The sequence below is a fragment of the Ruegeria sp. CG4 genome (genome assembly GCF_056537185.1).
Map to the genome: position 1 here is coordinate 275,686 of NZ_JBQFRB010000006.1, position 12,900 is coordinate 288,585.

At 56.0% G+C, this 12,900-nt stretch carries 11 protein-coding genes; 8 read left to right on the forward strand and 3 right to left on the reverse strand.

The features are described from left to right. Positions 1-161 precede the first annotated feature (161 nt). Both istB and istA read right to left on the reverse strand, forming a co-directional pair. On the reverse strand, positions 162-917 hold the full coding sequence (istB, locus tag ACR0J2_RS16695; RefSeq protein ID WP_475220840.1) for an IS21-like element helper ATPase IstB: 756 nt from the start codon (positions 915-917) through the stop codon (positions 162-164). Further along, positions 914-2,401: an IS21 family transposase gene (gene istA / locus ACR0J2_RS16700; RefSeq protein WP_475220839.1), complete on the reverse strand. Its 1,488-nt coding sequence runs from the start codon at positions 2,399-2,401 to the stop codon at positions 914-916. Before istA ends, istB begins: the two co-directional genes overlap by 4 nt. A gap of 152 nt (positions 2,402-2,553) precedes the next feature. On the opposite strand from istA, the gene ACR0J2_RS16705 reads away from it, so the two are divergent. Together ACR0J2_RS16705 and ACR0J2_RS16710 are read left to right on the forward strand one after the other, a co-directional pair. Then, on the forward strand, positions 2,554-2,994 hold the full coding sequence (locus ACR0J2_RS16705; RefSeq protein WP_480813292.1) for a hypothetical protein: 441 nt from the start codon (positions 2,554-2,556) through the stop codon (positions 2,992-2,994). A gap of 88 nt (positions 2,995-3,082) precedes the next feature. Continuing rightward, positions 3,083-3,334 (forward strand): hypothetical protein, encoded by a 252-nt coding sequence (locus ACR0J2_RS16710; RefSeq protein ID WP_480813293.1) that lies wholly within the window; start codon positions 3,083-3,085, stop codon positions 3,332-3,334. Positions 3,335-3,573: 239 nt separating this feature from the next. Here ACR0J2_RS16710 and ACR0J2_RS16715 read toward each other — a convergent pair whose 3' ends face one another. Further along, on the reverse strand, positions 3,574-5,082 hold the full coding sequence (locus ACR0J2_RS16715; RefSeq protein WP_480813294.1) for a hypothetical protein: 1,509 nt from the start codon (positions 5,080-5,082) through the stop codon (positions 3,574-3,576). A gap of 298 nt (positions 5,083-5,380) precedes the next feature. On the opposite strand from ACR0J2_RS16715, the gene ACR0J2_RS16720 reads away from it, so the two are divergent. From ACR0J2_RS16720 to ACR0J2_RS16745, 6 genes are all read left to right on the forward strand, one after another. Continuing rightward, positions 5,381-6,310 carry a DMT family transporter gene (locus ACR0J2_RS16720; protein WP_480813295.1) on the forward strand — a complete coding sequence of 310 codons (930 nt, stop codon included), beginning with the start codon at positions 5,381-5,383 and terminating at the stop codon, positions 6,308-6,310. 678 nt (positions 6,311-6,988) lie between these two features. Beyond that, on the forward strand, positions 6,989-7,912 hold the full coding sequence (locus ACR0J2_RS16725) for a hypothetical protein (RefSeq protein WP_480813296.1): 924 nt from the start codon (positions 6,989-6,991) through the stop codon (positions 7,910-7,912). Between the two features lie 276 nt (positions 7,913-8,188). Further along, positions 8,189-8,395, forward strand: coding sequence for a helix-turn-helix domain-containing protein (locus ACR0J2_RS16730; RefSeq protein ID WP_480442453.1), 207 nt, complete (start codon positions 8,189-8,191; stop codon positions 8,393-8,395). A gap of 166 nt (positions 8,396-8,561) precedes the next feature. Next, complete coding sequence (locus ACR0J2_RS16735; protein ID WP_480813297.1) at positions 8,562-10,259, forward strand: tyrosine-type recombinase/integrase; 1,698 nt, start codon at positions 8,562-8,564, stop codon at positions 10,257-10,259. Continuing rightward, complete coding sequence (locus tag ACR0J2_RS16740; RefSeq protein WP_480813298.1) at positions 10,259-11,302, forward strand: tyrosine-type recombinase/integrase; 1,044 nt, start codon at positions 10,259-10,261, stop codon at positions 11,300-11,302. Before ACR0J2_RS16735 ends, ACR0J2_RS16740 begins: the two co-directional genes overlap by 1 nt. Beyond that, positions 11,299-12,900 (forward strand): recombinase family protein (locus tag ACR0J2_RS16745; protein WP_480813299.1); only part of this gene is annotated, 1,602 nt, incomplete at its 3' end. The genes ACR0J2_RS16740 and ACR0J2_RS16745, both read left to right, overlap by 4 nt.

Below are 12,900 nucleotides of genomic sequence, written 5' to 3' on the forward strand. Positions count from 1 at the left end.
ACTGCCTTAAGTTGGTGTGTCAACGGCGGTGAGAAAGTCGGCCACGGGGCGGAGCAAAAGTCGTCCATTGCTTGGGTGGCCGACGCCTTGGCAAACGCGCTCCCAAATAGCTGGCGGTTGCCAAGGCGTCTTGGTCCGTTAGGACCAATCTTTTCTGTGTATTAGGAGTTCTGCCGAGCCCTGCTCTGTGCCAGGCGATAGCTTTCTCCGTTCATCTCCAGAATGCTGACGTGGTGGGTCAGCCGGTCGAGCAAGGCACCGGTGAGGCGCTCGGAGCCGAAGGTTTCCGTCCATTCGTCGAAGGGCAGGTTCGAGGTGATCAGGATCGAGCCGCGCTCGTATCGTTGGGAGATCAACTCGAACAGCAACTCAGCGCCGGTCTTACTGAGGGGCACGAAGCCCAACTCGTCGATGATCAGGAGCTTCTGTTTCACGAGTTGCTTTTGAAGCCTCAAGAGTTGGCGCTCGTCGCGGGCCTCCATCAACTCGTGGACGATTGCGGCAGCGGTCGTGAAGCGAACCGCCAGGCCTTTCTGGCAGGCGGCCAGACCGAGGCCGAGCGCCACGTGGGTTTTACCAGTGCCGCTGGGACCGAGAGCGATGACGTTTTCGCAGCGGTCGATCCATTCACCGCGCGCCAGTTCCAGCACCTGCATCTTGTTGAGGCTTGGGATCGCCGTGAAGTCGAAGCTGTCGAGACTTTTGGTGGCAGGGAACCGCGCTGCCTTGATCCGGCGTTCGATCATCCGCCGTTCCCGGTCGATGAGTTCGAGCTCGATCAGACGGGCCAGGAACTGGACATGGTCGCGGCCCTCGGCGGCACAGAGCCGAGCCTGTTTGTCGTATTCACGCAGGATGGTCGGCAGCTTCAGCTTTTTGAGTTGGTGGTTCAGCAGGATCTGTGGTGTCTCCGTCATGTCGAGGCACCTGTTGTCAAGCACATGTAGCTGGAGGGTGACGTCGTCGCCACCTTGGCCCGTGGCAGATACGGATAGACATCCAGATCGAGCCTCGGCGGCCGCCGCTCCACCCGACACAGCACCAGATGCTTCACGGCATCAAAGCTGATTGCTCCCAGCTGGAGAGCCGTCTTCACGGCAGCATGAACCTCTTCCATCTCGAAGCTTTCGAGCAGCCGTAGGACCTGCACGTATTCGCGCCGTCCGGCTTTCAGCATGCGCGCTTCCATCAACTTCTGAAGGGTGGTGAATGCCTTGGGCAGTTCCCATCCAGTCAGAGGAGCCGCCTGTTCGAAAGCGTTTATCTTCTTCTCAATCAGCGGCAGGTAATGAACCGGATCGAAGACCATGTCCTCGCGGTTGTAGCTGCGAACATGCCGCGCGATGGCCTCACCACCACACCCGATGACCACCCGGTCAACATAGGCGCGGATCCAGACATCGCGATGGCCGTAGGCAACCGGCACGGAATAGTCGTTGGTCTTATAGCGCACGAGGGCAAGAGAGCTGACACGGCCCGTGGCCTGGTCACAGGCCTCGAAGGAACGGGCGGGAAGCGGCGTCATGATCTCCAGATCGCGTTGAAGCCGCTCTCCAATCGTCTCATTGTGCCCGCGCAGCTTATCGTATTGGCGCTTCCGGCACTGCTCTTTGAGCCAGTTGTTGAAGGCATCCCAAGTCGGAAAACTCGGGACCGGCACCATGAAGTTGCGCCGGGAATAGCCAACCAGCCCTTCGACGGACCCCTTGTCGTTGCCCTTGCCAGGACGCCCGTAGCGGTCCCGGATCACGTAATGAGACAGCATCTCGCTGAACAGCCGCGCGCGTCTGCGAGTTCCGTCGGGCTCGATCTTCGCCACAAGGCACCGGTCGTTGTCGTACAGGATCGACTGCGGAACCGCACCGAAGAACCCAAACGCATGGACGTGCCCATCCATCCAGGCCTCGGCCGTCGCCGCTGGATAGGCTCGAACGTAACAGGCATCGCTGTGCGGCAGATCCAAGGCAAAGAAGTGAGCCTTCTGCTCAATGCCACCGATCACCACCACTGCTTCGCCGAAGTCGGCCTGAGCATGGCCCGGTGCATGGTTAAGCGGTACGAACATCTCACGATGCCGTCGACCATGCTCCCGAACATAATCCTTGATGATGGTGTAACCACCCTCGAAGCCATGCTCATCGCGCAGTCGCTCGAAGATCCGCTTGGCCGTATGCCGCTGTTTGCGCGGTCGTTGCCGATCTTCTGACAACCATTGGTCGATGATCCCGGTAAAACCATCCAGCTTGGGCCGCCGGATCGGTGCTGACCGCCGGTATCCAGGTGGGACCGAGAACGCCAAGATCTTGCGAACGCTGTCACGAGATATCCCAAAATGACGGGCCGCTTCTCGTTGGCTCATGCCCTCGGCACAAGCCAGACGAACTTTACGATACAAGTCCACGGTGAAGATCCTCCCACCCTCCCTCCGTCAAAAGAAAGGGCAAAGATGGACGACTTTTACGCCGCCCGCAGCAGGGTCATCCCGCCGCTACCGTGGTCGACTTTCTCACCGCCATTCTCATTTTGCACAAACTGGAAAGGTGGAGAGAAAAGATGTCACAATTTGATCTGCTAACGACGCTGCGAAACCAATACCCGGCGACTACAGCTGCGGCACACAATTTGGTCTTACGTACGTCTGAGCTTTCAGTTGCCAGAAAGCACAAAGTTCAGATTTACGTTGACAAGACTCCTCGGGCGCTGATCGCCTTCGAAAACGGCCTTTGGGAAACCTTACTTTGGGCCGCCCGAGAATCCAATGCGACAAGCGCAGAGCGGCTGTTCAAATTCACAGCAAACTTCTTCGCTCAGTTCGCATTGGCATGTCCAACGTGGAATAACGTCCTGCCCGAAGTCACAGATTACTTGATTGCAGCAAGCAGCGCAGAAAAGTCCTTGCTTACTGACGCTGTCGACCAGGTCAAAAGAGAACAATCCATAATGTTTGGCATCGGGCGCGAGAACCCATCGAACCGGACGAGCAAACAACAGTGAGCCGCTTTCGACTTTAACCGGGTCGCCGCAAGAAGAGGCACCCGGTGTTTTAGGGTAGCGACAGTAAACACATTGAATGGAGAAGAAAATGAAAGACCTTGATTCACAAGCTTGGGACATAGTTCTTTCGATAACGCCCAATGACATATTGAAGTTCTACCAAAAGACTGACGACCTAAGTGATCTACACCAAAAAATTTATGAAGAGTTTCTGGTCAACGGTCGGTTTGCTTGCGTGCACCATGAGTTTTTCTTTTACTCAGATGCAGCTGAGCAGCAAGCCTATGTACTGCGTGTTCAAAGACTCACTGGGACCCAACCGGACTCTTTTCGGCGGTGATTCAAAGGATTGCGAAGGTTCTACCAGGTAACACGAGACTGGTCTTCAACCGGACGCAAGAGACGCCAAAAATATCACGATTGGCTGCAGATTGTTGGACGATTCAAGAAAAAACGGTTGAACCTTCGAAAATCGCGCTGTGTATGAGTAAGAACAACGAATTTTTCAATTGCCTGCGACTTTGCGAAAATCAAAACAGCAGTTTTGTCTCCTTCCATCACTTGCCAGAATCTACCGATTCAAAGGCGCTCCAACCCTGCACGGATCATTTCAACCAGGCCGCGCGCGAAGGGTAGATCGTTTATGTATTCGTCAATTGTGAAGTCGCCGTTTACTTGAGGCAATTGTGCTCTGGCCAGCCCTGTTTCACCGGCGAGGCTATGCACCGCGGAAATAATCAAACGATCAATGAAATAGTCTCGCACATCTATTTGGCGTACTTTTTCGACAGCGGCCTTGAAGTCTCCTTTCTCAACGTCTTCCAAGCAAAGTGTAATCTGGGTCCAAGTTGGCAACATGGGATTCGCATCCGTCGCTTGTCGTACCAATTCTGCGCCTTTATTGGGGTCGCCGACAAATGCAATCCATCCTCCAGCCACAGCGAGCAGAAGATTGCCATTCGGATTGGCGCGAATTGCGGCATCAATTAATTGCAGAAAACTAGGTTTATCTCCATCCAATTGGGCATAGACGGCTGCTGCGATCAGAGCCTCCTGGCAATTTGGCTCAAAAGCCAGTGCTTTATCTGCGTGAGTTCGGCCATCTTCGACAACGGACTTCAGTCTTTTTTGTCCGACACCTACCTGTTCAACATATCCAAACGCCAAAAGTGCATGCGCCAAGCCACTGGTTGGGTTCTCCCTGACAGCGGCTTGCGACAGCTCCAACATTCGCGCCAAGCTGCTGACTTTATTTGCGCGAAGGTGGGTGTGGAACGCCAACAGAGCTTCATACACGTTTGAGTCCGAAGCTGGTCGCGTTTGAGCGTTTCTCGCAGCGTCGGTTGCAACAAACCCATATGCATCCGCAATGCAGACGGCGCAGCGCTTTGCGACGTCTTCTTGAGCTTCGAAAATATTGGCGTTGCTCAAAAAGATGTCTTTGCGCTCCGACCAAACTAGGTCACCGGTGTCTCTACGTTTCAATTGAACAACTATGCGCAAACACTCGCCATCTTCGCGAACCGTTCCTCCCAGAACATAATCGCAGCGCTCAAGCGAGTTATGTTCTTCCTGGGTTTGTGACTTAGAGTTTTCGGCCCTAAAACCTGTAAGTACCCGGACATAACCGAAACGGGCGAGTTCCAATGCAATCTCTTCTGGCAAACCATCGCGGAAAAAAATTGCACGCGCAGTCTCTGACCCTGAGAACGATCTAATGCCTAGCGTGGGCAACCTTGGCGTTTGCTCATCAGTCAAACTCGCGTCGCTTGCCTGAAATTCTCGAATGCGAAAGGTGGGTCGATACCGACCTTTTGGAACCGATATTTCTACCCTGTTTTGTCGACCTGAGGTCAAATAGTAATAACTTAATGCCTTTCTCAGTTTTACCGCTTCAGTTCGCACAACGGGATCAGTGTTGGGATCAAAGTCTGCGCCTCGTCCAAACACATCCATTGCCAACGCAGTGCCATGAAGTTCTTTACCCCTGCCGTCGATTTCACTTCTGACGAGGTGTTCAAAAAAAATTCTGTTGCGTTCGCTGACCGCGAAGTCACTCGAACCAACAATACGTTCCAGCTCTTCCAAGACCTCTTCTCTACTCACTTCTAAGGGCAAGAGTCACACCTTGGGATCAGCCGCGCCAAACAACCTAAGTAGCACACTCTGGTAGCACGACCAAGGAGACAACACCTTTTGTAAGTGATCGCCATCTCTAAGTTCGGCGTTTCGTGTTCCAACTTATTTTCACTGCGATAGCAACTGCTGCAAACGACCTGACGGGTGCGTTGGACACAATGCGCTTTTCTACCGCATTTATGTGGGCAAAGCTGTCGTTCGAAGAATCTTTAAAGACGAAAATGCAAATGCGTGGTAGCTCCAGATTATGGCAACGACATCTGCGCGAAATCGACCGCCCATACCTTATGCATTTGCGGTTGTTGGTGTCCTTTTTGCTTCAATCTGTTTCGGACTGGTTCCCTATTTCAGCCGCAGCCTGACCGAGCAAGGCGTCGCACCCTATGCGGTCGCATTCTATCGCTACATTGTTGCGGCAGTTCTTTTGCTTCCAGTTCTCATCTTGCACCGAAAAGAATGGCGAGAGATCACTTGGGGCCTTTCAGCCGGAGCAGTAATGGGGATTGGTTGGATCGGATATGTAACGGCGCTGGAGAAGTTGCCCGCATCGACAGTGGGTGTGCTTTACATGACCTATCCGGTGTTCACCCTAGTTATTGCTTGGGCTGTGTTTGGCGATGCACCCACGCGACGCGCCATATTGGCCGCTGGTCTGATTGTGGTGGCGGCTGTCATTGCTGGTTCGCCCGCGTCAGTGCCTGCGGAGCATCTGCCAACGCTGTTGATATCTCTCGCCGCTCCATTTGGGTTTGGCTTCGGAATTTGCGTCCTCGTACACAAGTTGGCACGGATTGCGCCGTTGGCACGAATCGCGTCAGTTTCTCTGGGGTCTGTACTGGGCCTCACACCGCTCATCCTTGGTACTGAGGTTGGAGAGCTTCTTCCTAGAGAACAATCCGATTGGCTTCTCATTGCTGGTATTGGACTGGTCACCGCGTTCGTGCCCCAGCTTATCTACACGATTTGCTCGCCTGTCATTGGAGCCTCCCAAACTGCGGTGGTCGGAAGTATCGAGCTACCCACGATGTTTGCCGTGGGTTTTCTTGCTTTTGGAGAAGCCGTCTCTTTACCTCAAGCTTTGGCATGTGCCTTAGTGCTGACCGCAATCGCGATCACAAGAAGTAGAAAGACGCGCACCGTATCTACCGTGCTCGCAAAATCACCAAGGCGGTACTAATGGGCTTATTATGGTCGTTCACTACATGTTGTCGGAACGATTAGTTGGTTACTAAAAGCGGCTATAGACTTGAGGTTATGTGCTAGAGAACCCGCCAGAGCTGCGCTTCTGCCGATCTCATACTTTGGCAAACTTTCACCCTGCCTTTGCGCCAGACAATATCCGGCCCCCGCTCCTTCCCCCCGGTCTTGCGGGAGAAGGCCCTTCGCTTTCAGGTTCGTATCCGCGCGATGCCTTTTATCGGAGGCCAGCCGCTTCCCCGCAGGCTTCTCACCTGCCCCGCTCTGACCCCGCACGGTCTTGGCGGTCCCCGGTCCGACGAGTGTCTGAAGACGTCGGTCGGCCGGTGGGTTCCGTAGTCGCGTTTCTGCCCCGGGCCAGAAGGAGCCGCGTCGGTGCGGGATGGGGTAGTCCCCGAACCATAGTTCACAATTGGAGGCCGGTCGTGAACGTACCGTGGTCACCGCTTTTTTTGATCGTTTGCGAGGGAAAGCAGCAAGCATAAACCGGGCGCAACGGAGACGAGTAGACCCGTCCCGACTCGGAACGTCCGATTTTGCGTTCTTGCTGACCAAGTGTATTGATCTGCTTTTTTTGTTCCTTGTATTTCGCACGGCCGCCAACATTAGAGGCCGCAGCTGTCTGGAAGCGCTGTAGGCCATCGAAAGCGCGGGCGTCTTGGATCAGCGATTAAAGACAGAACCTGTTTGCAAGCTGTTCTCTTCCTGTTCTTTTGTTTATGTGCAACCTTTGAAGGGGCCGCCTTGTCTCAACCAGCGCTTTCTGAGCAATCAGTACTGCCTTGATGAACGTAAGCTTTTGGACGAGCGGCCTGACCTTGAAGTGTGCCAAACGGAGAATAAGATGAACGCTAACTTGGACGGTGGCCTGAACGATCATGGCAACGTTGAAGATGGTGATGGTGACTATTCGGTCTACCCGCACATGGATGGGATCAAATGCTCGATGTCATGGAAGCTCGGCAGTTATGGCGAACACGGTGCTCTCTCTGATGACATGATCGAGAGCTTGGCTGAACGGTTTGACCTGCCAACTAAACTCGTACGCGAACTCTCTGTGCTTCTTGGGAACTGCCTCAATAACGATGAAGACATCGCAATCAACCTGACTGAGGTCCGACGCTCGCAAGCGATTGAACGAGGTCAAAAACACCTCAAGCAACTTTTGCGGAAAGCCAAACGGGGTTCCATTGACCCCCAAGAACTCCGGAACGCATTGGGCTCGCTTTCGACTTATTTCGCATCGACGCCAGAAGATGCAGACCTACTTCCACAGCTCCTCAAAAAGCTTGAGACCGCAAAAACGCTTGCTCAGGACGTGATGGATGACATTCGACGCATCATCGAGACACCCGGCGCGGTTGCAGAGATGTCGCCACGAGACAAGCGGTTCTCGCGCGACAAACGCCGTCAGTACATCGTCGAGAGTTGCTGCTATATCTGGAAAGATGCCGGTCGCCCTTTGACCTATACGACTTACTCAGACGGTCGCCCCGGAGGACAACGGCAAGGTCCGCTCGTCGACTTCATTCAGTCTGTCGTGAGGTTCATCACCGAACCGGAGCAAATCCTGAGCGGTTAGACGATCCGCGTGGATATTGACTATTTTCGCGACAAGCTTGAGCTCGAAGAGAAGGAGCGTTGGGCGTCGCCGGAATCGGGCAATCAATACACTTAGAATGAGCAAGCCTGCGTTGTCATGGTCATGGCATGACACGCGTTCCTGCCATACCCCCTTCAGACAACCACGCGCACCGGCAGGTCGAGACAGCGATAGGCCAGTTGGTCCGATTGCTGGCTGCCCAGACAGTACGGGAACTGGGCCGGAACGCCTCTGACCAAAAGGAGGCGCATCAGGATGCCACAGATCAAAGCAAAGAATAAACAAATCCGCAAACTTCTGTCGGTGAAAGACGTCGCTGAACTGGACAATTGCTCGGAGAAGACGGTGCGCCGTGCGATTGCGGCAGGCTTGCTTGAGGTCATCCGGGTCGGCCCCGGCGGACGCCTCATCCGCATTGATCCGGCAGCTCATGCCGCCTACCGGCAGGCACAGTGCTGGTAGGAGCTCACGACTATTAATGCCCATTAATGTCAATGTGTTATGTGTATTTCGGGAAGAGGGCCTCCCCGTAAGTTTCGGACTTTCTGTGCTACGCTTTTCCCGAATCGGACCCCCTGTCCACACCCGTCCACCCGAGACCTGACATGTCCAAAGGAACGCAAACCCGATGACTAAGCAGAGACCCGTTCCATTGACATTGGCCTTCGTCAAAGCCGACACACCGATGTTTGCCGACCTTATCGAACAGCTGCACTCCGACACCTCTCTGTCTGACGCGCGCCGCCGCGACTTGATCTCCGGCCTGCGCCGTGTGGCCAAAGCCCTTGGGCTGCCGCCAGAGGATGCGCCCTGCGATAGCCGCTGGTTGCAACCTCGTTTGGCCAAAATCGCCCCAGCCACACTCGGTCTCACACCAAAGAGTTGGCAAAACGCGGTCAGTGATGCGCGGGCTGCGCTCTCGCATTTCGGGCTGGTGGAACGGCGCTTCAACCGGATCGATGATCTGTCTCCCGATTGGCACGCGCTCTGGGCAGCTGTTCTGGCGTCGGGCGACAAGACATTGCAACCCGCGCTCTGCCGCTTCGTGCACTTTCTAAACCGGCAGGGCGTCAAACCTGCCACTGTGTGTGAAGAGCATGCTCAAGCCTATCGAGAAGCCCTTGAGCATAATGAGATCAGCAAATCGTCTGATGTTGCATATCGGGCTGCGGTCAACGGCTGGAACCTGGCGGCACGCCGTGTTTCACAATGGCCCAAGATCACCCTGCCCCTGGATTCGCGTCAAAAGGTCATCACCTTTCCAGCGACTGATTTTCCAGCGCCTTTTCAAACTGCTCTTGCAAAGCTGATGCATCGTCTGTCCAATCCGGACCCGCTAGTAGATGACGGTCAGAACAGGGCACTCCGACCCGCGACCCTGTCCCAATACCAAAGACAGTTGGTTCGGTTTGCCTCCGAACTCGTTCACTCTGGTATCCCGACCGCAGAGATTGGCGGATTGGACGTCCTGATCAATCCGACGATGGCTGAACGGGGTTTGCGCCAGATGTTATCGCGCACCAACAACCAGACCTCAAAGATGATCAGTGAGATCGCCGCGCTGCTCCGCAACCTGGCCCGGATACTCAATGCACCCGAACACACTCGGGAATCACTGGCTGGGCTTGCAGCGCGTCTGGCCGTCAAACCTCAGAATGGCATGACCCAAAAGAACCGAAGCCGGCTGCGGGTGTTGCAGGAGGACCGGCATCAGCAGCGCCTGCTGCTTCTGCCTGAACGGATTTTCGCGCGACCACGCGGCACCTCCAAGCCGTATGGCTGGGCTCTGGCCCGCGAAGATGCGCTCGCCATCGCCATCCTTCTGGTCTGCCCGGTTCGCGTGAAGAACCCGGCTGACATCCACCTGGAACGCCACCTGCACCGTCCCGGTGATGGTCGAGCCTACCTGGTTCTGGAAGACGGCGAGACAAAAAATGAGCGACCTGTCGAGTTCGAGATCCCGCGTGATGTATTGCGCATGATCGACGTACATCTCAAATCTCGCTGTCCGGAACTCTGCCCCGCTGGAACGCCTTGGCTGTTTCCCCGCAGAGATGGTCAGCATTCGGTTGATCCCGGCGTTCTGTCTGCGCGCATCTCCAAACGGATCCGGAAAGAAACAGGGTTGGAGATGAATGCCCACCTGTTTCGGCATTTTGCGGTCATGAACTGGCTCGAAGCCAATCCCGGCGGCTACGAGGTTGCGCGCCGGTTGCTCGGGCATTCGGAGGTCAGCCACACGATCAACATGTATTCCGGTCTTGAGGCACGGTCGGCAACACGCGCCTTTGCTGACCTGATAGAAGCCAAGAAAGGGCGTCGCTGATGAGCCTTGTTCTGCCTCTGTCTGATTGGCCCGTGCAAGACCGGGAGATGTGGCTCAACCTTCAGATAGAAGGTGGCCCACTCGACGATTGCGGCGCGCTGTCACATCTACGCGCGACCTCGTTGAAGACGTTAGAACTGCGCTATGCCCGATGGCTGCAATGGCTGATTACCAGCGATGCGAAGGCGATCACACTGCCTCCGGCTCGACGCGCGACTCTGCCGCGCATGTCCGCTTGGCTTCGGGACCTCTCACACACCCGGCCAATGACCCGGTTGATGTTCATTGACGGCGTTTTGCGTATCCTCTCCGCGGCTGACCCGACACAGGACTGGTCCGCTCAGCGGAGATTGAAAGCGGGATTGAAGCGCACCGCAGGACGGGGTGATCGGGATCGCAGACTTGGGCGTGTGTTGTCCAGCGAGGTTCTATTAAAGGCGGGAATGTCTCTGGCGACGGATCATGCAGAAGAAGCACCAACACCGCTGCGCCGTATGATGTGCCTGCGGGATGGCACCATGATTGCCATGCTGGCCTTGATGCCGATGCGGCGACGCGCCTTTGCAGGCCTTCGGATTGGCATATCCTTGCATGTCACAGCAGACACCATGACCGTCGCACTCCCGGGGGATCTGACCAAATCAGGGCAGCCCTGGGAGGCTGACGTTCCTAGATGCGTTGAGCCGCTCTTGCGTCGTTATGTCAACGAAGCCCGTCCCTTTTTTATGGAGCGTGGCCAACAACAACACGATGTCTTGTGGGTCGGCAGGACAGGCGCACCATTAAAGCAAGATGCGCTGAGCCCCCGGATCGCGGAGCAGACCCTGAAGCTGACGGGTCGCCGTATTCCACCGCATTTCTTTCGGGATGCTGCCGCAACGACATTGGCGCGCTCCTCTCCGGAACACGCAAAGCTGATCCGACCAATATTGGCTCATACGAGCTTCGGAACGGCAGAGCATCACTACATTCACGCCCAAACCATTGAAGCAGGCCGCGACTACGCGGATCTGATCAACCAGAAGAAAAAGGTCTGTCGATGACCCGAGTCGCAATCTATGCCCGTTTCTCCAGCCAGATGCAGAGAGACGCATCCATCGAAGACCAGATGCGACTGTGCCGGGAGCGGGCAGAACGCGAGGGCTGGACTGTTGTTGACGCCTATTCGGATCGAGCGGTCTCTGGCGCGTCCATGTTGCGTCCCGGGCTGCAAGCGCTCTTCAATGCAACCCAGGAAGGACGAGTTGATCTGATCTTGGCAGAGGCGCTGGATCGGTTGAGCCGGGACCAGGCAGACATCGCTGCGATTTTCAAACGCCTGAGCTTTGCAGGGGTCGGCATCATGACTCTGACCGAAGGCGAGATCAGTGAGTTGCATGTGGGTCTCAAGGGGACCATGAACCAACTGTTCCTCAAAGATCTGGCCGACAAAACCCGGCGCGGTCTGCGCGGGCGGGTGGAGCTTGGACGCTCCGGTGGCGGCAGCAGCTATGGCTACGACGTCGTCCGGCGTCTCGGGCCGGACGGCCAACCCGTCACAGGAGAACGAATGATCAACGCAGCAGAATCTGAGATTGTCCGGCGGGTGCTTCGAGAGTTCTCAGAGGGGCATTATCCCAAAGCCATTGCGCGCCGCCTCAACACCGAGGGTATTCCCGGTCCCCGTGGCAAGTTGTGGCGTGACACCGCGATCCGGGGGCACCGAATGCGTGGAACAGGCCTTCTAAACAATGAGCTTTACATTGGCCGCCTGGTCTGGAACCGGCTGCGCTATATCAAGGACCCCGAGACCGGTAAACGCGTTTCTCGTCTCAACGATCCCTCCAAATGGATCATCACGGAGGTCCCCGAGTTGCGGATTGTCGGGGATGAACTTTGGAAAGCGGTCAAACAGCGACAAGGCGAGATCGAGGCTGATCCCCGCGTCAAAGCCATCAAGGAAACCAAGTTTTGGGAGAAGCGTCGCAAGAAGCACCTTCTGACCGGTCTTGCATTCTGCGGCACCTGCGGAGGGCCGCTCGCGACAGTCGGGCGCGACTATCTCGCCTGCTCTGCTGCCCGCAAGCTCGGCACCTGCACGCACAGGCAATCCATTCGGCGCAATGTCCTGGAAGACGCCGTTCTGGATTTGCTTCGTCGGCGCCTGATGCAGCCCGACGCAGTGGCCGCTTTTATCAAGTCCTTCAGCGAAGCCGCCAACGCAGAAGCCAGCACAGCGGAAGTAGCCCGGACCCGTCTGCAATCCGAGCGGGACAAAGCGGCGCGCAAACTGAATGGGTTCTATGATGCAATCGCAGAGGGCATTCGTACCCCCGGCCTTCAAACGCGGCTCGAAGAGCTTGAAGCGCAGATCGCCGGTCTTGATGCGAAGCTGTCTGAGCCTGTGCCCTCACCGGTGCGCCTTCACCCGAACCTGTCGGAACTCTATCGCTCCAAGGTCGCCGATCTGGCACAGGCACTATCAGACCCGGCGATCCGCACGGGGGCCTTGGAGATTATCCGGGGCTTGATCGAACGTGTTACGATCCAACATGACCGGGATGGCGTGCAGATTGAGTTGGAGGGTGCCTTGGCGGCGCTGATAGGGTTGGTCCAGAACGACAAAAGCCGCCTTGCGGCGGCTGGTTCGGTAAAAGTGGTT

Bases quoted from the DNA above. Each gene is read 5' to 3' on its own strand.
- istB (WP_475220840.1), bottom strand. From the start codon at position 917: ATGACGGAGACACCACAGATCCTGCTGAACCACCAACTCAAAAAGCTG.
- ACR0J2_RS16705 (WP_480813292.1), top strand. From the start codon at position 2,554: ATGTCACAATTTGATCTGCTAACGACGCTGCGAAACCAATACCCGGCG.
- ACR0J2_RS16710 (WP_480813293.1), top strand. From the start codon at position 3,083: ATGAAAGACCTTGATTCACAAGCTTGGGACATAGTTCTTTCGATAACG.
- ACR0J2_RS16720 (WP_480813295.1), top strand. From the start codon at position 5,381: ATGGCAACGACATCTGCGCGAAATCGACCGCCCATACCTTATGCATTT.
- ACR0J2_RS16730 (WP_480442453.1), top strand. From the start codon at position 8,189: ATGCCACAGATCAAAGCAAAGAATAAACAAATCCGCAAACTTCTGTCG.
- ACR0J2_RS16735 (WP_480813297.1), top strand. From the start codon at position 8,562: ATGACTAAGCAGAGACCCGTTCCATTGACATTGGCCTTCGTCAAAGCC.
- ACR0J2_RS16740 (WP_480813298.1), top strand. From the start codon at position 10,259: ATGAGCCTTGTTCTGCCTCTGTCTGATTGGCCCGTGCAAGACCGGGAG.